This window comes from Streptomyces sp. F001, assembly GCF_004187715.1.
GTDB classification, from domain to species: Bacteria; Actinomycetota; Actinomycetes; order Streptomycetales; family Streptomycetaceae; genus Streptomyces; species Streptomyces flavusporus.
The window spans coordinates 110,272-134,898 of the sequence record NZ_QZWF01000010.1 but is presented as its reverse complement, the minus strand read 5'-3'; the positions used below and the strand labels follow the sequence as shown (position 1 = coordinate 134,898).

The window sequence follows — 24,627 nt, the reverse complement described above, 5'->3', positions numbered from 1 at the left end:
GTCGGTTGCATATAACAACGCGTGCGTGGGTACCACTATCCAACTTGTCCGCTCTCCTGTTACGTGAAATTCACATAGGGGTGAGGAACGCATTCGCCAGGAATTCGCCTCCGACGCTGGAGACGCGGCAGCGAAATGCATACCGACTCACAGTTCCTGGGCCTTTTCGGCGCACGAGGGGTCGGTCGGATCGGACTACCCGGCGGTCACGACAGAGGTCGGGGCGCCAGGCGCGTATGGATAGAGATGGCGCGTGCGGAAATCCCGCGAATTCCGCGGATCCCATGGATCCCGTAGACCCTGTGAATTCCGTGGAACCAGCCATTGTCTGCCTGTGGCAGATACCGGTCCGGACCGGCCGCCCGCCGAGAGACGCTCGGCGGGCAGCGGGCAGCCGGACACGTCGAGATACACGACGAGACGTCGTGCACCAACCCCCGTGCGCTGCATCGTCAGCCCTTTTCTCCCACGGGCTGACGCGTCATGTCGATCGCGCCCACCGGGCACAGCTGGACGGCCAGCTCGACCGACTCCTGAAGGGCTGCGGGCGGCTGCGTGATCCGCAGCGTCACCAGACCCTCCGTATCGTCCTGATCGAACACCTCGGGCGCGGTCACCACGCAGTTGCCGGAGCCGCAGCAGAGGTCCCGATCCACCGTGACCCGCGCGCTCACCAGGTCACCGGCAGCTCGCCCAGCCCGAACGTCACGGCCATGTGCCGTTTCGGGACGTCCGCCAGGGTCGTCTCGGCGCGCAGGCCGGGGAAGCGGCGGGCGAGTTCGACGAGCGCCACCCGCAGTTCGGCGCGGGCCAGCGGCTGGCCTATGCACTGGTGCAGGCCGAAGCCGAACGCCATGTGCCGGTGCGCCTCCTTGCGCTGCGGGTCGAACAGCTCGGGGTCCTTGAAGACCGAACCGTCCCGGTTGGCCAGCGACAGCATCGCCACGGCGCCCTCGCCCTCGCGGATCAGCTGGCCGCCGATCTCGGCGTCCTCCAGCGCCAGCCGGGGCAGGCCTGTGCGGACGACGGTCACGTACCGCAGGAGCTCCTCCACCAGGCCCGGCGCGAGGCTCGGGTCGGCGCGCAGCGCATCCAGGTGCTCGGGGAACTCCAGCAGGGCGAGGGCGGAGAGCCCGATCATGTTGGCGGTGGTCTCGTGACCGGCGACGAGCAGCAGCATCGCCATGCTCAGCAGCTCGTCCTCGCGGAGCTCGCCGGGTATGACGCGCTCGGCGACCAGCCGGCTCAGCAGGTCCTCGCCGGGCGAGGTGCGCTTGGCCTTGATCAGCTCGGCGAGGAAACCACCGAGGGCACCGAGAGCGGCCTCGACCTCCGCGGGTCCGGACTCCCGGTCCATGATCGCGCGGCTGTGGAGCTGGAAGAAGTCATGGTCGGCGTACGGGACGCCGAGCAGGTGACAGATCGTCATGGAGGGGACCGGCAGGGCGAACTCCGCCATCAGGTCCGCGGGCGGCCCCAGGGCGCGCATCTTCTCCAGCGCGTCGACCACCGTCTCCTCGATCAGCGGTTCGATCCGCCGAATGTTCTTGATCATGAACTCGGCGGTCAGCATCCGCCGGAAGCGGCTGTGCGCCTCGCCGTCCATGAAGATGAAGAGGCCCGAAGCGTCCTCCTGCTTCTGCGGAATCGGGTTCAGCACCGGAAAGCCGGGACGGTACTGATCGGAGCTGAAACCCGGGTGCCGCAGCAGCTGGCGTACGTCTTCGTGCCGGGTGACTAACCAGGCCCAACCTCCGAACGGAAGTCGCACCTTCCCCAGCGGCCCGTCCAGGCGCTCCAGATCGGATCCCTGGACGGGAATGAACGGATTCGAGTCGGGACCAATAAACGGAAATGCCGGAAGATCTGCGACATCTGGACTGCCCACTCAAGCCCCCGTGAAACTCGGCATTGGAAACAGGGCTTCAGACTAACCTCGATCTTGCATGAGGGTCCGTCAGCTTGCTGACGGACCCTTTCGGCTCGGTCGGGGCGGTTATTTCTGCAGGTGGGCAGGTTGGCGGCCCGGCTGTCGCGTCGGGTGGGCGCCGGGTTCCACGGCTCCGGTCGGGTGGTGCTGCTCGTAGGGGTGGGGAAGTTGCTGGTCAGCCGGGGTTCGGCAGGGCTGCGAGTCGTTGCAGGGCTTCGGTGATCAGGCCGGTCCAGGGCCAGTGCCTGGCGAGGCGGAGGATGCGGCGGCGTCCGGTGGTGACAAGCTGAGCGGCCGCGGAGAACAGCCGCAGCCGCAGGCGGCGGGGTTCCCACCGGCGGGCTTGGCCGGTGAGGGCGAGCATCGGCATCCAGGCGAGCAGGTCGAGGGCGATCTGGACGATCTCCAGCCAGATCTGGTTCTGTGCGGCGTCGTGCAGGGGGAGGTTGCGCAGGCCGGTGGCGCGGGCGGCGCGGATGCGGTCCTCGGCGCGGGCCCGCTGGCGGTGGCGCAGCTCCAGCTCGGCGATCGGGGTGTTTTTGGTGTTGGTGGCGAAGCAGGTCAGGCGCATCCCGTCGGCGTCGGTCAGGCGCAACTGGGCGCCGGGGTGCGGCCGTTCCTTGCGGATGATCAGGCGCATCCCCTTCGGCCAGCCCTTGAGGCAGTCTCCGTCGAGCTCGGCGGCCCAGGCGCCGTCGCGGACCTCTCCGTCGGGCTCGACGGCCGGCGTCCAGGCCGATGCCGGGACCTTCAAGACAGCGGCGTGGATGGCGTCGGTGATGGTCATGCCGACCGAGTACGAAAGCCACCGGCCGCGGGCGGACAGCCAGTCGACGAACTCGTGGGTGCCCCCGCCGGAGTCGGTGCGGATCAGCGTCCGCCGTCCGCGCCGGTACTTCTTGGGCAGCTGCGCCAGCGCGAGCCGGGCGGCTTCGATGTGGTCGGCGGCGGTGTTGCTGCCCGCTTTCCCGGGCCGCAGCAGGGCGGCCACCGGTTCCCCGGACCCGCCCCGGCCGTGGTCGACGAACCCCATCAGCGGGTGGTGCCCGAAGGTCTTCTTCCAGGTCGCGGCCGCATCCTGTTTCTCGGAATGCGCGATGACCAGCACCCCGTCCAGGTCCACGACCACCTGTCCGGCCGCGTCCGGAGCCGCGTCGCCGGCCAACGTCCATACATCTGCGCGGACTTGAGCGCGGGCCTGGCGCAGTGCGGTCAGCGCACGCTTCCCGCCCGCTGCCAGCGTGTCGATCAGCCGGGACACCGTCGGATCGGAGGCCACCGGCCCGAACACTGCCGGTTCGGCCCGCAGCGTGCCCACGTCTGCCAGGCAGTCTCCGCCCAGCGCGACCGCGAGCGCCACATCCAGCAGGATCTTGCCCGGATCATGCACCGCCCGCGGCTTGCGCCACGGCGCCAACGCCGCCGATATCGCCTGATCCAGGCGGGTTTTGCGGACCGTCTCCACCAGCAGCACCCCGCCGGCCTGGGAAACCACCCCGCGACCTCCGCCTTCGGTACGGACACGCGGGTAGAACCCGATACTCTTCTTCACCTGGAGAGTGCTTCTTTCCTGCGACGACCTGGACCCTAGACAAGTCCCATCATCGCAGGTCAGGAGCACTTTCCGCGTTTCTGATCACCCACCGGACGCTCCACCGCGTGAAAGCGCGAGGCTAACAAGCGGGCACCAGACAAACGTTCCACAGTGACGCAGGTCACATAACTCCTGGCAAGATCTACTCTTGGCCATTTATCTGGTATGTACACCTGGCTGGACTTGTACGGGGAGCAACTCCGAGATCTGCTCGGATACCGCGGCGAGCAAAAGCGGAATCTGATCGTTCAGATAAAAATGGCCGCCCGGATAAGTCCGCAGCTCGAAGCCGCCCTCCGTGTGCTCACCCCAGGCGCGCACCTCGTCGAGCGTCGCCCTCGGGTCGCCGGTACCCGTGTGCGCACGCACGGGCGCCGCGAGCCGGGGACCGGGGACGTAGCGGTAGGTCTCGGCCGCGCGGTAGTCGCTGCGGATGGCCGGCAGCACCATCCGCAGCAGCTCCTCGTCGTCGAACACCCGGGCGTCGGTACCGCTGAGCGCCCGCAGCTCGGCGAGCATGCCCCGGTCGTCGAGCAGATGAATGCCGCTGTCGCGGTGCCGGGAGGGCGCGCGCCGCCCGGAGACGAACACCGCGAGCGGCCCGGCCCCCAACCGCTCGAGCCGCAGGGCGAGTTCGAAGGCGACCGTCGCGCCCATGCTGTGCCCGAAGACTGCCAGCGGCCGGTCGGCCCACATCAGCACCTCGTCGGCCAACGCGTCGGCGAGGACGGGTATGGAGTCGATCAACGGCTCGTCACGGCGGTCCTGACGGCCCGGGTACTGGACGCACAGCACGTCGACGGCGGGCGAAAGGCCCTGGGAGAAGGGGAAGTAGTACGACGCGGAGCCGCCGGCGTGCGGCAGGCACAGCAGCCGCACCGGCGCGTCCGGAGCGGGGTGGTAGCGGCGGATCCAGCGGCCCGTGTCGGCCCGGTTCACCGTCACAGCGCGAACCGGACGTCGGTCAGCTGCTCCGAGAGCTCCCACAGCCGGCGGCCGGTCTCGGCGTCGGTCGCGCGGGGCGCCAGCTGGACCCGCTTCGGTGCACCGCGCAGCTCGCCCATGCCGTCCGGCCCGATCAACTCGCCGCCCGCCACCGTCGGTTCGGTGGCCGCGTACAGCTGCGGCAGCGCTCCCTGGTCCGGGGACTGGGCGAGCGGCGAGAGGAGAGTGCCGAAGAGCAGCTTCACCATGCCGGTCGGCGAGCTCGTCTGCAGGTTGGTGGAGGTGTAGCCGGGGTGGGCGAGCACACTGCGCACCGGGCTGCCGGCGGCGGTCAGCCGCTGGTGGAGGGTCCAGCCGAAGACGGCGTTGGCGAGCTTCGACTGGTTGTAGTGGCCCATGGGCGAGTACTTGCGCTCGCCGGTGAGGTCGTCGAAGAAGATCGTCGCCTGCCGGTGGTTGGTCGACGTCACCGAGACCACCCGGGGGTCGGTGCCGACGGACAGCAGATCGAGCAGCAGGCCGGTGAGCGCGAAGTGGCCGAGGTGGTTGGCGGCGAACTGCAGCTCCTGGCCCTGCCGGTTCAGGGAGCGGGGCGGCGCCATCAGGCCGGCGTTGTTGACCAGGACGTCCAGCCGCGCGTGGTCGAAGCGCACCTGGTCGGCGAAGGCCCGCACCGAGTCGAGGTCGGCCAGGTCGACGCGGCGCACTTCCAGGCTCGCGCCCGGCTGCCGGGCGGTGATCTCCTGAGCCGCCCGCTGCCCCTTCGCCTCGTCACGCACCGCGAGGATCACATGCCCGCCCCTGCGGGCGAGCGCCCGCGTGGTCGCCAGGCCGAGGCCGCTGTTGGCTCCGGTGACGACGAACACCCGCTTGGTCTGGTCCGGGATGTGATCGGCGGTCCAGCGCTGCTGCTTGGTCATGCGCCACACGTTGCCCTGCATGGCACTTGGTGTCAAGGCGCGCCTGGGTGCCATTCGCGGCATGGCGTGTAGGATGGTTGGGGTGAGCACCCGCCCCGAAGTGAGCCTGGCCCAGCGCAAACGTGAGCTGGTCTCCAACGAGCTGACCGAAGCGGCGCTGCAACTGCTGGCCCTGAAGGGGTTCGACGGGGTCACCATCGACGAGATCGCGGCCGCCGCCGGAGTGTCCAAGCGGACGTTCTTCCGGTACTTCGCGTCCAAGGAGGACGTGGTCGTCCAGTTCCTGGCCGAAATGGGCGCCGGTATCCGCACCGAGCTGGCGGGCCGCCCGGCCGGGGAGCCGCCGTCCGTGGCCCTGCGGCACTCCGTCTCGGTCTCCGTCGCGGCCTGCGCCGGCCACTCGGACCGCGCCCTGCGTGTGGTCCAGCTGATCCTGGGGACCCCCGCCCTGCACGCCCGCTTCCTGGAACGCCAGGCCCACTGGCGCGACGAACTGGCGACGGAACTGGCGCACCGCCTCGACCTCGACCGCGCCACCGACCTCTACCCCCAACTGGCCGCCGGAATGGCCCTGACCGCCTTCGACACCGTCCTGCAACGCTGGAGCGGCAGCGACGGCGCCGAGGACCCCGCGGTCCTGTCCGACCGGGCTTTCGCGATCATCGCCCCCGCGCTGGACAGAGCCGCGCAGGCATAAGGCATGCTCCGCGCTCACCGGACCGACGCGGTCGGCGGACGCTCTCGTACGGCGCCGTAGGCCAGGAAGTACGCAGGCACCCGGTTCAGCCACCGCGAGGTGGTGATCAGCTCGGTCATCCGCTGCGCCCGCCTGGGGTTGCCGAAGGGGGAGCGTCCCGCCAGCAGCGGTTCGATGACCCGGGCGTGGGCCGTCCGCTGCAGCGCCTGCGTCAGGGCCGCGGTCGGCCACCGACGGCGCTGGACGGCGCGTACGTCCCGCAGGCCCACCGCGCCCGCGCGCAGCGGCTCGACGAGATACCGGGCGGCGGCCACGGCGTCCTCGACGGCGAGGTTGATGCCGATGCCGAAGACCGGCGACATCGCGTGCGCCGCGTCGCCGATGCACAGCAGCCCGGGGCGGTGCCAGCGGTGGAGGCGGTCGAGCCGTACGTCGAGCAGCTTCACCTCGTCCCACGACCGCACCGCGTGCGTGCGGTCCCCGAGCCACGGGACGGCGGCCGTGAAATCGGCCATGAACCGGTCGAGACCGGCGGCGCGGCGGCGGGCGTCGCTTCCCTTGGGGATCAGCGTGGCGCACTGCCAGTAGTCCCCGCGGTCGATCATGGCGGTGAGGAACCGGTCGCCGACGCCTCCCACGAGCCCCTGCGGGTCGCCCTCCCGCCGCGGCAGCCGGAACCACCAGGCGTCCATCGGGCAGTCGAACCTCCGCAGTCCCAGTTCGGGCCGCGACCGGGCCAGCGAGTCCCGGCCGTCGCAGGCGACCGTGAGGGTGGCCCGCAGCTCACCGGTACCGCCGTCGGACGTGCGGTACCGCACCCCGGTGACGCGTCCGCGCTCCACCAGGAAGGAGGTCGCCTCGGTGCTCATCCGCACGGAGAAGGACGGCTCCCGCCGGGCCTCGTCCGCCAGGAGGTTGAGCAGGTCCCACTGAGGCACCATGGCGATGTAGTTGTACGTGCTGCGCAGCGCGCCGATGTCTCCGACGGTGACCAGCGAACGGTCCCGGCCGAGCGGCAGCCGGACCGTCGTCACCCGCCGCTGCGGCAGTTCGGCGAACCGCTCGGCCAGACCCAGCTCCTCCAGCAGCGCCAGGGTGGACGGATGCACGGTGTCGCCGCGGAAGTCGCGCAGGAAGTCACCGTGCTTCTCCAGGACGGTGACCGCCACGCCGGCCCGGGCCAGCAGCAGGCCGAGGACCATTCCGGCGGGGCCGCCACCCACCACACAGCACGTCGTCCGCTCCATCACGCGCCTCCCTGTCGGGTCCGTCACACGCCGCCCTGCCGGGGATTCCCGAAGCCGACCGGGCCGTTACCGAAGCCGACCAGACTGGCACATATAATCCCAAAGTGCCGTAATTTCTCCGTAGATGTCCGCGACGCTCCGGGAGGCCGCCATGAATCGGCAGCCGGTCCTTCTGCCCTACGCCGACCCGGCCTTCATGGCGGATCCCTTCCCGTTCTACCGGCAGCTGCGCGAGGACGGCCCCGTGCGGCGCGCGGTCATCGCCGGCGGCCTGGAGGCCTGGCTGGTCACGCGGTACGAAGACGGCCTCGCCGCCCTGTCCGACCCCCGGCTGAGCAGCGACGTCCACGAAGCGTCGGACCCCCGGCTGCTGCAGCAGCTGCCCGCGACGGAGCGCGAGTCCATGCTGCGCACCATGCTCCGCGCCGACCCGCCCGAGCACACCCGTCTGCGCCGCCTGGTCTCCAGGGCGTTCACCGCCCGCAAGGTGGCCGAGCTGCGCCCCCGCGTCCAGGAGATCACCGACCGGCTGCTCGACGCGATCGCTCCGGCCGGCGCCGCCGACCTCGTCGAGGACTTCGCGCTGCCGCTTCCGGTCACCGTGATCAGCGAACTGCTCGGCGTGCCCACGGCGGACCGGCACGACTTCCAGCGGTGGACCGACGACATGATCCTGCGCGGAACAGAGCCGCCGGACCCGGCCGTGGTGAACGAGGCATGGCAGCACATGCGCTCGTACCTGACCGAGCTCCTGGCAGCCAAACGAGCCCGGCCGCAGGAGGACCTGCTCAGCGCACTGATCACCGCCCGGGACGAAGAGCAGCGCCTCGACGAGGACGAGCTCATCGCGATGGCGTTCCTGCTGCTGGTGGCCGGCTACATCACCACGGTCAACCTGATCGGCGGTGGCATCGCCGCACTGCTGGCCCACCCCGACCAGCTCCGGATGCTGCGCGACGATCCGGCGCTGCTGCCGGACGCCATCGAGGAGTTCCTCCGCTACGACGGCCCCGTCAACCCCGGCATCGCCCGGTTCGCGCGCGAGGACGTCACCATCGGGGGCGTGACCGTCCCGCGGGGCGCGACCGTGCTGATCGCCTCCGCCATCGCCGACCGCGATCCGGCGCGGTTCCCCGACCCCGACCGCCTGGACATCACCCGACGGGACAACGCCCACCTCGCCTTCGGCCACGGCCTGCACTACTGCCTCGGGGCGCCGCTGGCCCGGCTGGAGGGCCAGGTCGCCATCGGCACCACCCTGCGCCGCCTGCCCGACCTCGCCCTCGCCGTACCGCCCGGCGAACTCCGCTGGCGGCCCGGCGGCCTCCGCGGCCCCGAGCACCTGCCCGTCACGTTCACTCGGGGTGCCGGACGTCCGTCCCGGCGACCCGACCGTACACATTCAGGTGAGGACAAGCCCTCCGCCTGATGTCGCTTTCCGTAAAGGGTGGGCAGATCCACCAGGAGGAGGTCGTCGCGGCGGCCGGCCAGATCGAAACTGCGCGCGCCGCTCGCTCGCCGACGGCGAGGGCGCCCTCGATGTGCCGGTCCGCTCGGCGGCGTGGGTGCGCCGCCGACGGGTTCCGTGGGAGAGCCGCGCCCCATCCCGGCACCACGCTGGAAACTCGGAACAGGCCTCATACGACTGCCCCGGTCGCCGAGTCGCCCGCCTGGCGCCAACCGCGTTGCCGCGCCCGCAGTTCGCTGCTCACAGCGGCCATGCCGTCAGCAGATCGTCGGGGCCGTAGGCGGCGTCGAGTCCCGGACAGTCGACTCCGCTGCGCGAGACCGCCACGACCGGGACGGGTTCGGCGGTGAGCGCAGCCCGGTGGCGGTGGAGGGCTGCCAGGTCGTGCCGGTCGAAGGGTGATTGCTCCAGCCACTTGATGGAACCGACGAACAGCAGCTCCTTGGCGAGGGGGGCGCGGTCCGCCCCGACGATGTCGATCTCGATGTCGTTGGTGCGCGTCCAGTAGCCGCCCATCGCGGGGGCCGCGGGCAGCCGGTCGTCGGGCAGTATCCGGGCGAGCGCCTCGCGGACGAGCGGCTCGACGGCCCGGCCGCGCCAGCTGGTCCAGTTCTCCCGGATCCGCGCCAAGGTCAGATCGCCCCGTCCCCGCTCGATCTCCTCCATGGAAGGGCCGAGAAGGTGCAGCCAAAACCGCAGGTACGGATCCGTCACCCGGTAGCGGCGATCCTTCGACGGGCGCAGGGAGACGGGCAACTCCCCGGCAACGATCCGCTTGTGCGTGAGCAGCTCCAGCGCTCGCTGCAACGGCGTGGCGCCGATTCCGCCGGCCGCGCGGGCGATGTTGGTGAAGGTGCGCTCGCCACTGCCGATCGCCGCCAGCACCGCACGGGCCTGGGCCTGCGGCGGGAACTCCGCGGCCAGCGAGCGCTCGGCGGACACCAGCAATGCCGAGACCGAATCGTTCAGCGCCTCGCCGAGGAAGTCCCACAGTCCCGCGCCGTGCGGCCACTCCGTGCAGATCAGCGGCAGCCCGCCGGTGACCAGCGCGGCGTCGAAGGCTTCGGCCGGATCCAGTCCCAGCATCCGCCCGACCTCGGCGGGGTTCAGCGGCCCGAGCACCATCTCCCGGCCACGCTGGTGGAAGGGGCGTCCGTAGCTGTTCAGCGCCTCCATCATCGACAGATCCGATCCGATGAGGACCAGCAGCACCGGCTTGGTCTCCAGCACCCGGTCCCAGGCCCGCTGCAGCATCCCCTCGAAAGCGCCGTCGGCATCCATCAGGTACGGCACCTCGTCGATGACCAGCACGCTGGCCCGGTCGGCGGGCAGCGCCGCGGCCAGTACATCGAATGCTGCATCCCAGCTCTCCGGTCGCGCGGCGGCCACCAGCTGCGCCAGCGGCAGCGTCGACGCCTGGGCGTCCCGGGCCAGCCGCGCCAGATCACCCCCCGGCGATGCACCAGTGGCCGCGTAGAACAAGAAAGGTGCCCCGGCACGCTCCACGAACCGCTCGACCAGCCGCGACTTGCCCACCCGGCGTCGCCCGCGCAGCATCACGCACCGACCGGGCCGCTCCCCGCCGACCCCTGCCGCCACCTTCTGCAGCTCTCGCTCCAGCGTCGCCAGCTCCTGCCGACGCCCCACGAAATCCACCACGCCCGCCGACCTCCACGCATCCCCAGCCATGACACTAACGACAACGTTAGTAACGACAATGTTAGCAACGTGAACACGCTACGGCCCGAGCAAGGCCCGCCACGGGAGGCTTCAGACCGCCGCACCAAGCATCACGCGCGTGGAGTTCTTGCCCTGGACCGAGCGTTCAGGGCATCCATCACGGATAAGGCCACAGAGGGAGGGACGAGAGGTGATGGCGCGTCAGGCATCCCAGCAGGAGAAGTTCCCGATTGCCTACAAAAGGAGCCGACGGACGGGTTTCAGTCGCCACCGCCGTGGCAGACCGACGAATCCCCCACTGTCGACTCAACACGTCGATCTACTCCAACGACGATCGCTACCGTGGTCTGAAGGGCCTGCGCACAGTGATCTTCATGAACGAGAACGACATGCGCGACCGCGGAATCGGGGAATTCGACCTCATCGACGTCAAGAGCTTCTCCAAGGACGGAAGCGAGCGAACCGTCCACGGCTACCGGGCCGTCCGCTACGAGATCCCGCCGGGCTGTGCGGCCGGTTACATGCCGGAGCTGAACGTCCTCTGTGGAATCGCCGATGTCAGCACGCAGAGCGGCCAGCCGGTCACCAAGCACCTGGTCGTCGAAGTGACACCGTCACGCACCGCGGACACTGCCAGGTGAGCAGTCCGGGGCGTGTCTGCTGGGGCACATGGCGGTCTGACGTCACCTCGGCCGAGCGGGTGGACTGGTATCCCGTTCTGTGAGCCTGCTTCGAGCCCGGCGATGCCGGGCGGTGAGGAAGACCACGGGGTGAGGCAACCACCCGCCCGCCGTGATGGCCGCGCTGTGGGCCGCGGACACACCGCTCACACCGGCCCAGGCCCAGGCCGAACTCGCCTCCGGCCTGGCCCGGACAACCGTCACCACGATCCTGTCCCGCCTGCATGAGAAAGGGACCCTGGAGCGGGAGCGGCAGGGCCGCAGCTATGCCTATCGCCCCAAACAGGACCCGCACGGCCTGACGGCCCTGCGCATGCACAGCGAACTCGACCGGGACAGCGACCGGGAGACAGTGCTGGCCCGATTCGTCGCTCAGCTCAGTCCGGACGACGAGCAAGTCCTGCGCCGCCTGCTGGAGGACGGCTCATGATGATCGCCCTGCTGCTGATCCCACTCCTCCTGCCCTGCCTCACACCCCCGTTGGCCCGCCGTGTCCTCGAGCGATGCCCTCCCGTGGCCGGTTTGTGGACTCTCACCGTCTCGGCGCTCCTCCTCGCGGCGGGCACCGTCGCGGCACTCGGCACGCTCGCACTGACCGGCCTGCTCAAGATGCCGGCCTTCGCCGCACTGGGCGAGCTGGTCCACCCGCTGCGGACTCCCTCCGAACGACTGGTCCTGCCCCTGGCCGCCCTGGCCGCCGGACTGCTCGCGCTCGCCCGCGCCGACTGCTGGCGCAGGTGTTCGCGGCCGCTTCACTGATCACCGCGGTGCTCAGCCTGGACGCCACGGTCGTCCTGCTGACCCCGGTGGTGTTCGCCACCGCCGTCCGGCTGAGGGCCCGGCCCAAACCCCATATCTACGCCTGCGCGCACTTGTCGAACACCGCCTCGCTGCTGCTGCCGGTCTCCAATCTGACCAACCTGCTGGCCTTCGCCGCCAGCGGGCTGAGCTTCACCCGCTTCGCCGCTCTGATGGCGCTGCCCTGGCTGGTGGCCATCAGCACCGAGTACGTGGTCTTCCGCCGGTTCTTCGCCCCGTGCCTCGACGCCGGTGCCGAGCCCGCGCCCGCCGCCGATCCCCCCGAGGTCCCGGTGTTCGTCCTGGTCACCGTGGTGTGCACACTGTGGGGCTTCGTCATCACCGACGTGCTCGGCATCAATCCCGCATGGGCGGCCCTCGCCGGCGCGGCAGTGCTCGCCGTCCGGGCTCTGGCCCGGCGCCGCACCACCCCCTCCGCCCTCGTGCGTGCCGCTGCTGTTCCGTTCCTCCTCTTCGTCCTGGCCCTGGGCATCGTGGTCCGCGCGGTGGTCGACAACGGGCTCGGCGCCGCGCTGGGCCCTGTGATCCCGGACGGCACCGGGTTGTGGGACCTTCTGGCGATCGCGGCGCTGTCCGCGCTGCTGGCCAACGCCGTCAACAATCTGCCCGCCGTGCTGGTGCTCGTGCCCCTGACCGCGACGACCGGTCCCGGGGCGGTGCTGGCAGTGCTGCTCGGAGCCAACATCGGCCCCAACCTCACCTACGCCGGCTCCCTGGCCACGCTGCTGTGGCGGCGCACCGTACGCGCGCAGCACACCGACATCGGGCTCGGCGAGTTCACGCGGCTCGGCCTCGCCACCGTGCCCGCTGCTCTGGTACTCGCGGTGGTGGCGCTGTGGGTCTCGCTCACCCTCCTCGGAGCCTGACCACCGGTCATGGCCAGGCGTCCCGCTTCCTGGGCACCGGGGGACGGCCGCCGCCACGGCGGTGCCGCGCAGCCGGGGGTACGAGGCCGGCCCGGGAAGCTGTCACCTCGTAATACCGCGCCGCCCCCGCCGCTCCTCGGCGTGTCGCTGCGCAGGGTCTTCGGCCGGGACGGCCAGCAGGTCGTAGCCCGTCACGCGGGTCATCCATTCCTGGGCAGTGGTACCCCTCGCACAGGCCGCGGTGGCGTAGGCGTCGGCCCAGGTGAGATGTCGGCCGGTGACTGTGGCCGACAGCAACCCCCGCGCCGGGACGCCCGTGTGGGGGTCGATCACGTGGTGGCCCCGTTCCGCGGTGCCCGAGGTGGCGACGGCCATGTCGCACCCGGTCACCGTGGCGAGCACCCTGCCCGGCTGACGGGGATCGGCGATGCCGATCGTCCAGGGCCGGCCGGGGGCTGATTCGCCCCGGCACTGGATGTCTCCTCCGCCGTTCACGCACGAGTTGTGGGCCCCGGCGCGGTGCAGGATCGTCGACGCGGCCTCGACGGCCCATCCCTTGACGAGCCCCGAGGGGTCGAGCCTGCCGCCTGCGCGCGTACTGAAGTACCCGCCCGTCCGTCGCTCGGCCTCCATGCACAGGTCCAGGACCTCGGTCACCATCTCGGGCACTTGGTCGAGGGTCGTCTCGTTCCTCGCCAGCCGGCTGACGGCGCTGTCGGGCCGGTAGGTGGAGAAGAGCTCGTCCACATGGTGCAGCAGGGCCACGGCGTCCCGTAGCGCGCGTTCCACGGGCGGACTCGCCGCGTGGCGGATGTCGAAGGAGAAGACGGTGCCCATGACGTGCTCGACATGGCGCAGCCCCGGCGGCGCCTCACCCATGTGCCCGGTCCAATGCGCTCTGGAGGGACTGTATGTATCCCTCGCTGGTGTAGCTGGCGCCGGAGACCGCGTCGATGTGGGCGCTCTGCGCGGCGAGGTGGGGTGGAGCTGACCGTGTCGGACAACGGCCCGGGCATCCCCGAGGCCGTCCTCCCCGAGGTCTTCCACCGCTTCACCCGCGCCGACCCCGGCCGCTCCCGGGCTGCGGGCGGTACGGGGCTGGGGCTCGCCATCGTCAAGGCGGTCGTCACCGCGCACGGCGGAGACGTCGAGGTCGCCAGCCGCCCGGGGCGCACACGCTTCCGGCTGTTCCTTCCGACGCCCGGCGATGTATGAGGGAACGTCTGCCGGTGGCCACCCGCTTGGTCCACGAGGACCACAAGGGTGGCCCTGGGCGACCCCACGGCCTTGATCACCAGTCGGCGGACCATGACCTGTGCCACCGTGGGTCAGCAATGAAGAGAAGCGGGAGTGACCCCCCGGCGGGCGTCACGCCACCGGGCCGGGCAGACGTGGGCCTGCCCGACGGGCTGACCGTACGGCTCCTCGCCCTGCTGGCCGCGGCCGCCGGCTGCCTGGACGTGCTGTGCGTGGTCCGGCTCGGTGGCGCGTTCGCCAGCGTCATCACCGGCAATCTGGTACAGCTCGGCCGCGGTGCCGCGACCCCCGACGTCCGACTCCTGATGGCTGCGACAGCGGCGGTCGGTGGTTACGCCGTGGGGGTCGCGGCCGGCACTGCCATTCTGGGCCGACGCGGAGCCGGCTGGTACCGGCGCACCAGTGTGGTCGCGGCAGTCGAGGTGGCGCTGCTGATCTGCGTGGCGGCCGCATGGTGGGCCACCGAAGGGCGCCCCGGGCCGGGCACCGCCGACGCTCTTCTCGCTTTGGCCGGCGCGGCGATGGGGGTGCAGAGCGCGATCACCCTGAGTTCCGGGGTGCGTGAAGCGTCGACGACCTGCATGACAGGCACACTGACCTCCGTCGTCCGCACCCTCACGACCGGCCCTCATCGCCTCGTCGGCATCTTTGGTGGGATCGTGCGGCTGACCGCGTTGCTGTGCGGTGCCGCGATCGGGGCCCTGGTCCTGCGGATTGCGCCGTTGTGGGCGCCGGTCCTGCCCGCGGCGCTGGTGGGCGGCGTCGCGGTTACCGCCGCGGCATACGGGGCATTGCTCCGGTCCCGTTGAAGCGGGGAGAAGCTGCTGTGCCGCTCCGGCTCGCGGGCCGCGCCGCTGCCCTGCGCCGTGGCAGCGGACTCCGGGTCGCCAAGTGACGACGTGACGATGACGAGGGCGCCCTCACCCGTCCTGGCTGTGTGGCAAGTGTGGGTACCGGCCCGACGGGACGCGGAAAGACCGTGGTTCTCGTTTGCGGAACCTCGTTTCCCCATGTCAGCGACGTAGCGGAGTTCATACATTGAAGCGGAACTCCACCACGTCCCCGTCCTGCATCACGTAGTCCTTGCCCTCCATCCGCGCCTTGCCCTTCGCGCGGGCCTCGGCGACCGAGCCCGTTTCGACCAGGTCCTGGAAGGAGATGACCTCCGCCTTGATGAAGCCCTTCTGGAAGTCGGTGTGGATGACACCGGCGGCCTCGGGGGCGGTGGCGCCCTTCTTGATGGTCCAGGCGCGGGATTCCTTCGGGCCGGCCGTGAGGTAGGTCTGCAGGCCGAGGGTGTTGAAGCCGACGCGGGCCAGGGTCGCGAGGCCGGGCTCGTGCTGGCCGACGGACTCCAGGAGCTCGAGGGCCTCGTCCTCGTCGAGCTCGGCGAGGTCCGCCTCCAGCTTGGCGTTGAGGAAGATCGCCTCGGCGGGGGCGACCAGCGCCCGCTGCTCGTCCTTGAAGGCGTCGTCCATCAGCTCGTCCTCGTCGACGTTGAAGACGTAGAGGAAGGGCTTGGTGGTGAGCAGGTGCAGGTCGTGGAGGAGCTCGTTGCGCTCGGTGCCCTGGACGATGCCGTGCGCGAAGAGGGTGTCGCCCTTTTCGAGGATCTCCTTGGCCTCCTCGACCGCCTTGACCTTCGGCGCCACGTCCTTCTTGATCCGCGACTCCTTCTGCAGGCGCGGCAGGACCTTCTCGATCGTCTGCAGGTCGGCCAGGATCAGCTCGGTGTTGATCGTCTCGATGTCGTCCTTGGGCGAGACCTTGCCATCGACGTGGACGACGTTCTCGTCCTTGAACGCACGGATGACCTGGCAGATCGCGTCGGACTCGCGGATGTTCGCCAGGAACTTGTTGCCGAGGCCCTCGCCCTCGCTGGCGCCGCGCACGATGCCCGCGATGTCGACGAAGTCGACGGTGGCGGGCAGGATCCGCTCCGACGAGAAGATCTCCGCCAGCTTGGCCAGGCGGGTGTCGGGGACGCCGACCACGCCGACGTTCGGCTCGATCGTGGCGAACGGGTAGTTGGCCGCCAGCACGTCGTTCTTGGTCAGGGCGTTGAACAGGGTCGACTTGCCGACATTCGGCAGACCGACGATTCCGATCGTGAGCGACACGTTGCGACTTCCCGTACGTGAGAGGGCCAGGGGGTGGTGGGCCGGGGCCGGGGCCAGGAGACGTCTGGCCGATCCACCAGTCTACGGGGTGCCCGGCGCCGCCCCGGCGACGTATCGAACGCTTGGCCAAGCTCTGCGCCTCGGCGTGTCTGACGGGCTATTCGGCACATAAGCCGACCTAAGTTGGTCCAGTGGAGCAATACAAGGCGCGACCCCCGCAGAACGGACCGCGACGCGCCACGCCCCCACCCCTGCCGCCGCAGGCGGTGCGCGGCGGAGCCGGCGGCGGTACTTCGGGTGTCGGCGGGGCTCGCGGTGCTGCCGGTTCGGGCGGCGCGGGCGGCGGCGCCGTACGGTCGACGCGGTCCCCGCGGCCCGAGCGGACCGGACGGGCCGAACAGGCCGGACGAGCCGAACGAGGCCAGCGGCCTGACCGGGCCAACCCCCCGGCTGACCGGCCGGTCCGCCCCCGCTCGCCGCAACCGCGCGGAGGCGCGGGCGTAGGCCGGGCCGGTGGGGTGAAGCGGCCTGTGGCCGTACGGCGGCCCGCTCCACGGGGGGGCCGGGTGGCACGCCGGATGCCCAACCCGCGGCTCACCGGGCTGGGCGTCGGACTGTTCTGCGGGGCGCTGATGCTCGCGCTCGGCTGTCTGGATCAGCTGCTGTTCGGGGCGTCGCTGGTGGTGTACGGCGTGCTGTTTCTGCCGGTGTGCGCGCTGACGGCGGTGTGGGTACGGCGGGGCGACCTGGTGACCGTGCCCATCGTGGTGCCGATCGCGTTCGCCGTGGGGCTCGTGCCGGTCGCCGAGCGCGGTGACGGGGTGAGCGGGCGGTTCGTGGGGCTCTTCACCGCGCTGGCGACTCAGGCGGGGTGGTTGTACGGCGGGACGCTCGTCGCGGGGTCCCTGGTGACCGTGCGCTGGATCCGGATGCTGCGCCGCCGGGCCGCACGCAGCCGCCCGCTCGCCTGAGGGCCTACCCCTCCTTCGCCGCCCGCATTGCCGCTCCCACGATGCCCGCGTTGTTCTGCAGCTGCGCCGGGACGATCTCGGCCTTGATGCCGTCGATGTAGCGCAGGAACTTGTCGGCCTTGCGGCTGACGCCGCCGCCGATGATGAACAGCTCGGGTGAGAAGAGCATCTCGACGTGGGCGAGGTAGCTCTGGACGCGGTCGGCCCAGCGCTCCCACGACAGGTCGTGGTCCTCCTTGACCTTGCTGGAGGCGCGCTTCTCGGCGTCGTGGCCGTGCAGCTCCAGGTGGCCCAGCTCGGTGTTGGGGACGAGGGCGCCGTCGATGAAGAGGGCGCTGCCGATGCCGGTGCCGAAGGTCAGCAGGATGACCGTGCCCCTGCGGTCGCGGCCGGCGCCGAAGGACATCTCGGCGATGCCCGCCGCGTCCGCGTCGTTCACGACCGTCACCGGGGCGCCGCCCAGGCGGTCGCCGAGCAACGCGCGCGCGTCGGTGTCGATCCAGCTCTTGGCGACGTTCGCCGCCGTGCGGATCGTGGCGCCGCCGGTGACGACGCCCGGGAACGTGACGCCGACCGGTCCCGTCCAGCCGAAGTGGTCGACGACCTCCTTGACCCCGTCGGCCACCGAATCGGGCGTGGCCGGGTGCGGGGTCAGCACCTTGAACCGCTCGTCCGCCAGGTCGCCCCTGTCGAGGTCCACAGGGGCACCCTTGATCCCTGATCCGCCGATGTCCACGCCGAAGATCTGCATGTCACCACGTTACGACGGACCACTGACGGTCACTCCCCCGCGGGGTCCTCCGCCCCCGTGCGCTCCGCGATCAGCGCGGCCGCCTCCTCGCGCAGATCACGGCGCAGCTCCTTCGGCAGGGAGAACGTGATGGACTCCTCGGCCGCCTTGACGATCTCGACGTCCTCGAAGCCACGCTGGGCGAGCCATTCGAGAACCTCCTCGACGAGGACCTCGGGAACGGAGGCACCGGAGGTGACACCGACCGTGGACACACCCTCCAGCCAGGCCTCGTCGATCTCGGCGGCGAAGTCCACGAGGTAGGACTCGCGGGCGCCGGCCAGCTTGGCGACCTCGACGAGCCGCTTGGAGTTGGAGGAGTTCCGGGAGCCGACCACGATGACCAGATCGGCCTCGGCGCCCATCTGCTTCACCGCGAGCTGGCGGTTCTGCGTGGCATAGCAGATGTCGTCGCTCGGCGGGGAGATCAGCTGCGGGAACTTCTCCTGAAGGGCGTCGACGGTCTCCATGGTCTCGTCGACGGAGAGGGTGGTCTGGGACAGCCAGACGACCTTGGAGGGGTCGCGGACCTCGACCTTCTCGACGTCGCCGGGGCCGTCGACGAGCTGGATGTGGTCGGGGGCCTCGCCGGAGGTGCCGATGACCTCCTCGTGGCCCTCGTGGCCGATCAGGAGGATGTCGTAGTCCTCGTTCGCGAAGCGGACGGCTTCCTTGTGGACCTTGGTGACCAGCGGGCAGGTCGCGTCGATGGTGGCGAGGCGGCCCTGCCTGGCCTCCTCGTGGACGGTCGGGGCGACGCCGTGCGCGGAGAACATGACGATGTTCCCCGGGGGGACCTCCTCGGTCCGCTCGACGAAGACGGCGCCCTTCTTCTCCAGGGTCTGCACGACGTACTTGTTGTGGACGATCTCGTGGCGGACATAGACCGGAGCCCCGTACTGCTCCAGGGCTTTCTCGACGGCGATCACGGCGCGGTCCACACCCGCGCAGTAGCCACGGGGGGCGGCGAGCAGGACACGGCGGCCAGGCGAAGCAGTCATGGGCACCATCGTAAGGCCGCGGTCCTGAGGCCGAAGATCGGCCGAAGAGTCGCCGGACGGGCTGGAGCGTCGGCGGACGGGCTGCAATGTCGGTGGCGGCCATTACGCTCGCCGCATGGCTGTCAACACGTCCCCCGAATCCCCGCTCCCTGTCGGTGAGGTGTCGCGGCTCATCGGTGGGTGGATCGACCGGCTCGGTGCGGTGTGGGTCGAGGGGCAGATCACGCAGTTGTCGCGGCGGCCGGGCGCGGGGGTCGTGTTCCTGACGCTGCGGGATCCCTCGTACGACGTCTCGGTGAGCGTCACCTGTTACCGGCAGGTGTTCGACGCCGTGGCCGACGTGGTGAGCGAGGGCGCCCGGGTCGTCGTCCTCGCGAAGCCGGAGTGGTACGCACCGCGGGGGCAGCTGTCGTTGCGGGCCGCCGAGATACGGCCCGTGGGGGTCGGGGAGCTGCTCGCGCGCCTCGAGCAGCTGAAGAAGACGCTGGCGGCCGAGGGGCTGTTCGCGGCGGAGCGCAAGCGGCCGTTGCCGTTTCTGCCGCAGCTCGTCGGGCTGGTCTGCGGCCGGGCCTCCGCCGCGGAGCGGGACGTGCTGGAGAACGCCCGGCGCCGCTGGCCGGCGGTCCGCTTCGAGGTGCGCAACGTCGCCGTGCAGGGCGTGCACGCGGTGCCGCAGGTCGTGCAGGCGGTGAAGGAGCTCGACGAACTCGACGACGTCGACGTGATCATCGTGGCCCGGGGCGGCGGCAGCGTGGAGGATCTGCTGCCGTTCTCCGACGAGCAGCTGATCCGGTCCGTCGCCGCCTGTCGTACGCCCGTGGTGTCGGCCATCGGCCACGAGCCCGACACCCCGCTCCTCGACTATGTCGCCGACCTGCGCGCCTCCACTCCCACCGACGCCGCGAAGAAGGTCGTACCGGACGTGGGTGAGGAGTTCGAGCGGGTACGGCTGCTCCGCGACCGTGCACGGCGGTGTGTCGAGGCGTTCGTGGAGCGGGAGGAGCGCGGGCTCGCGCACGCGCTGGCACGGCCGGCGATAGAGGATCCGCACCGGATGATCGACGAGCGGGCCGACCAGGTGACCTCGCTGGTCGACCGCGGGCGGCGGTGTCTGGGGCATCACCTCGACCGCGCGGAGTCGGAGCTGACCCATACGCACGCGCGCGTGGTGGCCCTTTCGCCGGCGGCGACGCTGAAGCGGGGCTACGCGGTGCTGCAGAAGGCCGACGGGCACGTGGTCCGCACGCCGGACGAGGTGACGGCCGAGGAGCGGCTGCGGGCCCGGGTGGCCGAGGGCGAGTTCGCCGTACGAGTCGATGTCGAGTCAGGTCCTAGGGTGGGCGGATGAGCAGCAAGGTGGATGAGGCACTCGGGTACGAGCAGGCGCGCGACGAACTGATCGAGGTCGTACGGCGGCTGGAGGCCGGCGGCACGACGCTGGAGGAGTCGCTCGCGCTGTGGGAGCGGGGCGAGGAACTGGCGAAGGTGTGCCGGCGGTGGCTGGAGGGGGCGCGGGCCCGGCTGGACGCGGCGCTGGCCGAGGAGGCGGCGCACGAGGAGAAGAACGGGGACGACGCCGGGTAACCGGGGGCTGGGTGGACCTGTGAAGCGGGTCACCGCACCCCGCTTTTGGTTGAACGTTGAACTTCAGTTCGCGTACGGTCATGCCTGTCAGCCGATCCGGCCCGCCGGATCCGACTCATGCACCCAGAAGGTTCACCATGTCTTTCGTTCTTGACCCCGCCGCCCAGGACCTGCTGTTCCGCGAGGCCCGTACCGCGAACACCTTCACCGACGAGCCCGTCACCGACGAGCAGGTGCAGGCGATCTACGACCTGGTCAAGTACGGCCCGACCGCCTTCAACCAGTCCCCGCTGCGCGTCACCCTGGTCCGCTCCCCCGAGGCCCGTGAGCGCCTGGTCCAGCACCTGGCCGAGGGCAACCAGGCCAAGACGGCTGCCGCCCCGCTGGTCGCGATCCTCTCCGCGGACAACGAGTTCCACCAGGAGCTGCCGGAGCTCTTCCCGCACTTCCCGCAGGCGAAGGACCTCTTCTTCTCGGAGCGCCCGGTGCGCGAGAACTCCGCCGCGCTGAACGCCGCCCTCCAGGCCGCGTACTTCATCATCGGCGTCCGCGCCGCCGGGCTGGCCGCCGGCCCCATGAACGGCTTCGACGCCGAGGGGCTGCGCAAGGAGTTCCTGGACGACGACCACACGCCGCTGATGGTCGTCAACATGGGCAAGCCGGGCCCGGACGCCTGGTTCCCGCGCTCGCCGCGCCTGGACTACGAGCGGGTCGTCACCACCGTCTGATACGCGTACGCCACAGCGAAGGCCCCCGGCTGCCGTGCCGGGGGCCTTCGCTGTGGTGCACAGGGGCTCAGGACGTCTTCAGCGCCCCGGCCACCTCCGCCAGCTGCCCGAACGATCCCGTGCCGGCGACCACCGTCGTCGCACCCTTGGCGTCCTCGTCCTCGGCCAGCACCAGCGCGTCGTACCGCCCGCCGGTGTACCGCACCCACGTACGGCCGCCGATCTCCTCGGTGACCTCGGTCTCCTGCGCGCCCTGACTCGCGTCCTCGATGAACGGGATGCGCTTCTCGGTCGACTGCTTCACCGCCACGTACTCCCCGTCGGGGGCGTGGAAGCCCAGGTGCCAGACGTCGTGCTCGGTGCCGTCGAAGCGGACGGACGTCGGCTTCCAGCTCTGCGACAGGCCCTCCGGCGCGGCGACCGGATACGCGGCAGCACGGCGTGCCGTGAGCAGCTCGACCCGGTAGTCGACCCGCGGGAGGTCGGGTTCCTTGTCGTCGTGCGGGATGAAGAGGTAGATGACCCATGCCGCCAGCACGATCAGGCCCAGGGAGAGCACCATGTCCCGGACCGTTTTCTGCTTACCGTTCGTACCTGCCACGCGTCCTATCGTCGCAGGTGCTCACGCTGCTCATCCGTGGGGGTATCTGCTCATTCTGCCGTCTGACGATAGAGTCATCAGCGAAACCCTCATCCGGCCGTCGTCGTATCAGAAAGGTGCGTTCCGATGACCGAGCATCATCTGCCGTCCGAACTCGATGTCCCCTCCGAGGCCCCCGACCGCAACCTCGCCCTGGAACTGGTCCGCGTGACCGAAGCCGCGGCGATGGCCGCCGGCCGCTGGGTGGGCCGCGGTGACAAGAACGGCGCCGACGGTGCCGCGGTACGCGCCATGCGCTCCCTCGTCTCCACCGTCTCCATGAACGGCGTCGTCGTCATCGGGGAGGGCGAGAAGGACGAGGCGCCGATGCTCTTCAACGGGGAACGCGTCGGGGACGGCACCGGGCCCGAGTGCGACATCGCCGTCGACCCGATCGACGGCACGACCCTGACCGCGAAGGGCATGCCGAACGCGATCGCGGTGCTGGCCGCCGCCGAGCGCGGATCGATGTTCGACCCGTCCGCCGTCTTCTACATGGACAAGCTGGTCACCGGGCCCGAGGCGGCCGACTTCGTCGACATCGACGCACCCGTGTCCGTGAACATCCGCCGGGTCGCCAAGGCGAAGGCGCGCCAGCCCGAGGACGTCACCGTCGTCATCCTCGACCGGCCGCGGCACGAGGGCATCATCAACGAGATCCGGGAGACCGGCGCACGCATCAAGCTGATCTCCGACGGCGATGTCGCCGGCTCGATCCTGGCGCTGCGCGAGGGCACGGGGGTCGACCTGCTGCTGGGGGTCGGCGGTACGCCCGAGGGCATCATCTCGGCCTGCGCCGTGAAGTGCCTGGGGGGCACCATCCAGGGCAAGCTGTGGCCGAAGGACGACGAGGAGCGGCAGCGTGCGGTTGACGCGGGGCACGATCTGGATCGCGTGCTGACCACGGAGGATCTGGTCACCGGGGAGAACGTGTTCTTCGTCGCAACCGGCATCACCGATGGTGAGCTGCTGCGGGGGGTTCGGTACCGGTCCGAGACTGCTACGACCGACTCGATCGTGATGCGGTCGCGGTCGGGTACGGTGCGGCGGATCGACTCCGAGCACCGGCTGAGCAAGCTGCGGGCTTACAGCGCGATCGACTTCGACCGGGCGAAGTAGCTCCGCCGGTAGTGCCGGGGACTGCGGGCCGTGGGCAAGTTGCGGGTTGTCCGTGGCTGGTCGCGCAGTTCCCCGCGCCCCTTTCGGCCGGGCCGCTCGCCGGTGTCTTAAAGGGCGCCCCCGGTGCGGTGGGGGCGCCCTTCTCGTACGTACGGCTAGCCGGCCGCCGCTATGTGGTTCGTCGTGCGGGCTGCCTTCTTCAGTTCCAGTTCGCGGCGGCGGCGCCTCGCCAGGACCACTCGGCGTTCGGCGGCGGTGAGGCCGCCCCAGACTCCGTACGGCTCGGGCTGGAGCAGGGCGTGTTCGCGGCATTCGACCATCACCGGGCAGCGGGCGCAGACCCGCTTCGCCGCCTCCTCGCGGGACAGCCGCGCGGCGGTGGGTTCCTTGGAGGGTGCGAAGAACAGGCCGGCCTCGTCGCGCCGGCACACGGCCTCCGTGTGCCAGGGTGCGTCTTGGTCCCTGTCTCGCGCTGGCACCCGCTGGGCCGGAACGGCAGCTACCTGCAGGGACGAATGCGGCGGTTGCAGCACGGTCTACTCCTGACGACGGCTTCGCGAGCGAGAGACGATGCAGCAAGGTCTACCCGCTGTACGCGCGCCTATGCAGGGAGTCCCCAACCGCTGGAGTTCGTGCGTTCTTGTGCGGCGCCGGGAACGCTAGAGGTGCTTGCGCACACTCTTGTCGACCTTGCGCTGCACCCGGTCGAGAATGTCCGCGACGAGCTTGCCGCGCTTGGGCCGCGCCTCGATGTTGCCCAGGACGGCCCAGCCGTCCACGAAGACCACCGGTGCCTCGGCGTCCGGCGCGTCCAGCGTGTCCACCTCGAAGTTGCCGAGGACGCCGCCGCCGGTGCCGCGCAGCGAGACGTTCTCCGGGACGCGGACCTCGACGTTCCCGAAGAGCGAGAACGCCTTGATCACGACCTGCTGGTACTCGAAGATCGCCTCGCTCAGATCGATCTCGACGCTGCCGAAGATCGAGTACGCGTGGATACGGCGGCCCGCCCGCCAGCGGCCCTTGCGGACGGCGCTGCTGAACACCGCGATCACGTTCTCGTCCGGGTCGGCGGGTATCGCACCGGCCGTGGGGCGGCCCGGGACGGCGGCGTAGGCCGGAGGTGTGCGGTGTTGATGCGCGCCCGGCAGGTCCCGTACGAGAGGCTCGAGTTCGCCCACCGTCTTGGCGCGGAAGACGTCCTCCACCCGCTCGGCGTGCTCCTCGGCGGTGAGGCGCCCCTCGGCGAGGGCGTCGCGCAGGATGTCGGCCACGCGGTCGCGGTCGGCGTCGGACGCGCGGAGCTCGGAGGGGGCGGGCGCGGAGGCGGCCGCAGGAGCGGTCTGCTTCTGAAGGTCCACGGGAGCAGCGTACCCAAACACGATAGATCGCGACACCCCTGGGGGCATCGAACTGAGCCTTACCTCACAAGCTCGCCGTCGGTGCCAGGTCCTACGCTGGTGGACGCTGCCAATGGAGGCCAGCCGCCGGCGAGTGAGCCGAAGGGGCGCGCCTGTGTCGAGACCGCGAACGCGCGGAGGCCCGAAGGGCTGAGCACGGTCGCGGTCTCGACA

General features: G+C 70.5%; 24 protein-coding genes and 4 pseudogenes. 13 read left to right on the top strand and 15 right to left on the bottom strand.

The window, feature by feature from the left end; all coding sequences use genetic code 11:
• Positions 1-452 precede the first annotated feature (452 nt).
• From StrepF001_RS29695 to StrepF001_RS29675, 5 genes are all read right to left on the bottom strand, one after another.
• A complete protein-coding gene (locus StrepF001_RS29695) occupies positions 453-674 on the bottom strand; it encodes a ferredoxin (protein WP_129801282.1) in 222 nt (73 codons plus the stop codon).
• Entirely contained in the window at positions 671-1,660 is a 990-nt protein-coding gene (locus StrepF001_RS29690; protein ID WP_240797739.1) for a cytochrome P450, read from the bottom strand. Before StrepF001_RS29690 ends, StrepF001_RS29695 begins: the two co-directional genes overlap by 4 nt.
• A 445-nt stretch (positions 1,661-2,105) precedes the next feature.
• Positions 2,106-3,482, bottom strand: a complete 1,377-nt coding sequence (locus StrepF001_RS29685) for an IS1380 family transposase (RefSeq protein ID WP_129801280.1) — start codon at positions 3,480-3,482, stop codon at positions 2,106-2,108.
• Between the two features lie 198 nt (positions 3,483-3,680).
• Positions 3,681-4,469 carry an alpha/beta fold hydrolase gene (locus StrepF001_RS29680; protein ID WP_129801279.1) on the bottom strand — a complete coding sequence of 263 codons (789 nt, stop codon included), beginning with the start codon at positions 4,467-4,469 and terminating at the stop codon, positions 3,681-3,683.
• Complete coding sequence (locus tag StrepF001_RS29675) at positions 4,466-5,389, bottom strand: oxidoreductase (RefSeq protein ID WP_129801278.1); 924 nt, start codon at positions 5,387-5,389, stop codon at positions 4,466-4,468. Before StrepF001_RS29675 ends, StrepF001_RS29680 begins: the two co-directional genes overlap by 4 nt.
• A gap of 73 nt (positions 5,390-5,462) precedes the next feature.
• Here StrepF001_RS29675 and StrepF001_RS29670 point away from each other — a divergent pair, with 73 nt between their 5' ends.
• Complete coding sequence (locus StrepF001_RS29670; protein ID WP_129801277.1) at positions 5,463-6,086, top strand: TetR family transcriptional regulator; 624 nt, start codon at positions 5,463-5,465, stop codon at positions 6,084-6,086.
• Positions 6,087-6,100: 14 nt separating this feature from the next.
• Here the strand turns inward: StrepF001_RS29670 and StrepF001_RS29665 are convergent, their stop codons facing one another.
• Positions 6,101-7,333, bottom strand: a complete 1,233-nt coding sequence (locus tag StrepF001_RS29665; protein WP_129801276.1) for an FAD-dependent oxidoreductase — start codon at positions 7,331-7,333, stop codon at positions 6,101-6,103.
• Between the two features lie 151 nt (positions 7,334-7,484).
• On the opposite strand from StrepF001_RS29665, the gene StrepF001_RS29660 reads away from it, so the two are divergent.
• On the top strand, positions 7,485-8,762 hold the full coding sequence (locus StrepF001_RS29660) for a cytochrome P450 (protein WP_129801275.1): 1,278 nt from the start codon (positions 7,485-7,487) through the stop codon (positions 8,760-8,762).
• 279 nt (positions 8,763-9,041) lie between these two features.
• Here the strand turns inward: StrepF001_RS29660 and StrepF001_RS29655 are convergent, their stop codons facing one another.
• Positions 9,042-10,460 carry a DUF234 domain-containing protein gene (locus StrepF001_RS29655; protein WP_129801367.1) on the bottom strand — a complete coding sequence of 473 codons (1,419 nt, stop codon included), beginning with the start codon at positions 10,458-10,460 and terminating at the stop codon, positions 9,042-9,044.
• 395 nt (positions 10,461-10,855) lie between these two features.
• On the opposite strand from StrepF001_RS29655, the gene StrepF001_RS29650 reads away from it, so the two are divergent.
• From StrepF001_RS29650 to StrepF001_RS29640, 4 genes and pseudogenes are all read left to right on the top strand, one after another.
• Positions 10,856-11,122 (top strand): hypothetical protein, encoded by a 267-nt coding sequence (locus tag StrepF001_RS29650; protein WP_346656968.1) that lies wholly within the window; start codon positions 10,856-10,858, stop codon positions 11,120-11,122.
• 154 nt (positions 11,123-11,276) lie between these two features.
• On the top strand, positions 11,277-11,591 hold the full coding sequence (locus tag StrepF001_RS29645; protein ID WP_129801273.1) for a BlaI/MecI/CopY family transcriptional regulator: 315 nt from the start codon (positions 11,277-11,279) through the stop codon (positions 11,589-11,591).
• Complete coding sequence (locus tag StrepF001_RS48450; RefSeq protein ID WP_346656970.1) at positions 11,588-11,920, top strand: hypothetical protein; 333 nt, start codon at positions 11,588-11,590, stop codon at positions 11,918-11,920. Before StrepF001_RS29645 ends, StrepF001_RS48450 begins: the two co-directional genes overlap by 4 nt.
• A pseudogene (locus StrepF001_RS29640) lies at positions 11,860-12,846 on the top strand (SLC13 family permease); the annotation flags it as partial. The gene StrepF001_RS48450 and the pseudogene StrepF001_RS29640, both read left to right, overlap by 61 nt.
• A 102-nt stretch (positions 12,847-12,948) precedes the next feature.
• Here the strand turns inward: StrepF001_RS29640 and StrepF001_RS29635 are convergent.
• Entirely contained in the window at positions 12,949-13,725 is a 777-nt protein-coding gene (locus StrepF001_RS29635) for an FAD:protein FMN transferase (RefSeq protein WP_240797737.1), read from the bottom strand.
• Positions 13,718-13,822 (bottom strand): annotated as a pseudogene (locus StrepF001_RS48445) (FMN-binding protein); the annotation flags it as partial. The gene StrepF001_RS29635 and the pseudogene StrepF001_RS48445, both read right to left, overlap by 8 nt.
• Here StrepF001_RS48445 and StrepF001_RS48440 point away from each other — a divergent pair.
• Positions 13,822-14,061, top strand: a pseudogene (locus StrepF001_RS48440) (ATP-binding protein); the annotation flags it as partial. The pseudogenes StrepF001_RS48445 and StrepF001_RS48440 sit on opposite strands and share 1 nt — an antisense overlap.
• Positions 14,062-14,180: 119 nt before the next feature.
• Positions 14,181-14,912 carry a YoaK family protein gene (locus StrepF001_RS29625; protein WP_165396409.1) on the top strand — a complete coding sequence of 244 codons (732 nt, stop codon included), beginning with the start codon at positions 14,181-14,183 and terminating at the stop codon, positions 14,910-14,912.
• Between the two features lie 222 nt (positions 14,913-15,134).
• Here StrepF001_RS29625 and ychF read toward each other — a convergent pair whose 3' ends face one another.
• Entirely contained in the window at positions 15,135-16,223 is a 1,089-nt protein-coding gene (gene ychF / locus StrepF001_RS29620; RefSeq protein WP_129801269.1) for a redox-regulated ATPase YchF, read from the bottom strand.
• Positions 16,224-16,750: 527 nt separating this feature from the next.
• Here ychF and StrepF001_RS48435 point away from each other — a divergent pair.
• A pseudogene (locus StrepF001_RS48435) lies at positions 16,751-17,194 on the top strand (DUF6542 domain-containing protein); the annotation flags it as partial.
• Between the two features lie 4 nt (positions 17,195-17,198).
• On the opposite strand, the gene StrepF001_RS29610 reads toward StrepF001_RS48435, so the two are convergent.
• Complete coding sequence (locus StrepF001_RS29610; RefSeq protein ID WP_129801267.1) at positions 17,199-17,945, bottom strand: polyphosphate--glucose phosphotransferase; 747 nt, start codon at positions 17,943-17,945, stop codon at positions 17,199-17,201.
• A 29-nt stretch (positions 17,946-17,974) separates the two neighbouring features.
• Positions 17,975-18,985 carry a 4-hydroxy-3-methylbut-2-enyl diphosphate reductase gene (locus StrepF001_RS29605; protein WP_129801266.1) on the bottom strand — a complete coding sequence of 337 codons (1,011 nt, stop codon included), beginning with the start codon at positions 18,983-18,985 and terminating at the stop codon, positions 17,975-17,977.
• Between the two features lie 115 nt (positions 18,986-19,100).
• Between StrepF001_RS29605 and xseA the strand changes: the two genes are divergently transcribed.
• The 3 genes from xseA (at position 19,101) to StrepF001_RS29590 (ending at position 21,297) form a co-directional block, all read left to right on the top strand.
• Positions 19,101-20,333 (top strand): exodeoxyribonuclease VII large subunit, encoded by a 1,233-nt coding sequence (xseA, locus tag StrepF001_RS29600; RefSeq protein WP_129801265.1) that lies wholly within the window; start codon positions 19,101-19,103, stop codon positions 20,331-20,333.
• A complete protein-coding gene (locus StrepF001_RS29595; RefSeq protein WP_129801264.1) occupies positions 20,330-20,569 on the top strand; it encodes an exodeoxyribonuclease VII small subunit in 240 nt (79 codons plus the stop codon). Before xseA ends, StrepF001_RS29595 begins: the two co-directional genes overlap by 4 nt.
• A gap of 137 nt (positions 20,570-20,706) precedes the next feature.
• Complete coding sequence (locus tag StrepF001_RS29590) at positions 20,707-21,297, top strand: malonic semialdehyde reductase (protein ID WP_129801263.1); 591 nt, start codon at positions 20,707-20,709, stop codon at positions 21,295-21,297.
• Between the two features lie 67 nt (positions 21,298-21,364).
• Here StrepF001_RS29590 and StrepF001_RS29585 read toward each other — a convergent pair whose 3' ends face one another.
• On the bottom strand, positions 21,365-21,898 hold the full coding sequence (locus StrepF001_RS29585) for a DUF4245 domain-containing protein (protein ID WP_129801262.1): 534 nt from the start codon (positions 21,896-21,898) through the stop codon (positions 21,365-21,367).
• A gap of 126 nt (positions 21,899-22,024) precedes the next feature.
• Here StrepF001_RS29585 and glpX point away from each other — a divergent pair, with 126 nt between their 5' ends.
• On the top strand, positions 22,025-23,056 hold the full coding sequence (gene glpX / locus StrepF001_RS29580; protein WP_129801261.1) for a class II fructose-bisphosphatase: 1,032 nt from the start codon (positions 22,025-22,027) through the stop codon (positions 23,054-23,056).
• Between the two features lie 155 nt (positions 23,057-23,211).
• On the opposite strand, the gene StrepF001_RS29575 is transcribed toward glpX, so the two are convergent.
• Both StrepF001_RS29575 and StrepF001_RS29570 read right to left on the bottom strand, forming a co-directional pair.
• The gene (locus StrepF001_RS29575; RefSeq protein ID WP_129801260.1) at positions 23,212-23,589 is read right to left on the bottom strand and encodes a WhiB family transcriptional regulator; all 378 of its coding nucleotides are present in this window, start codon (positions 23,587-23,589) and stop codon (positions 23,212-23,214) included.
• 126 nt (positions 23,590-23,715) lie between these two features.
• The gene (locus StrepF001_RS29570) at positions 23,716-24,414 is read right to left on the bottom strand and encodes a DUF1707 domain-containing protein (protein ID WP_129801259.1); all 699 of its coding nucleotides are present in this window, start codon (positions 24,412-24,414) and stop codon (positions 23,716-23,718) included.
• Positions 24,415-24,627: the final 213 nt, after the last annotated feature.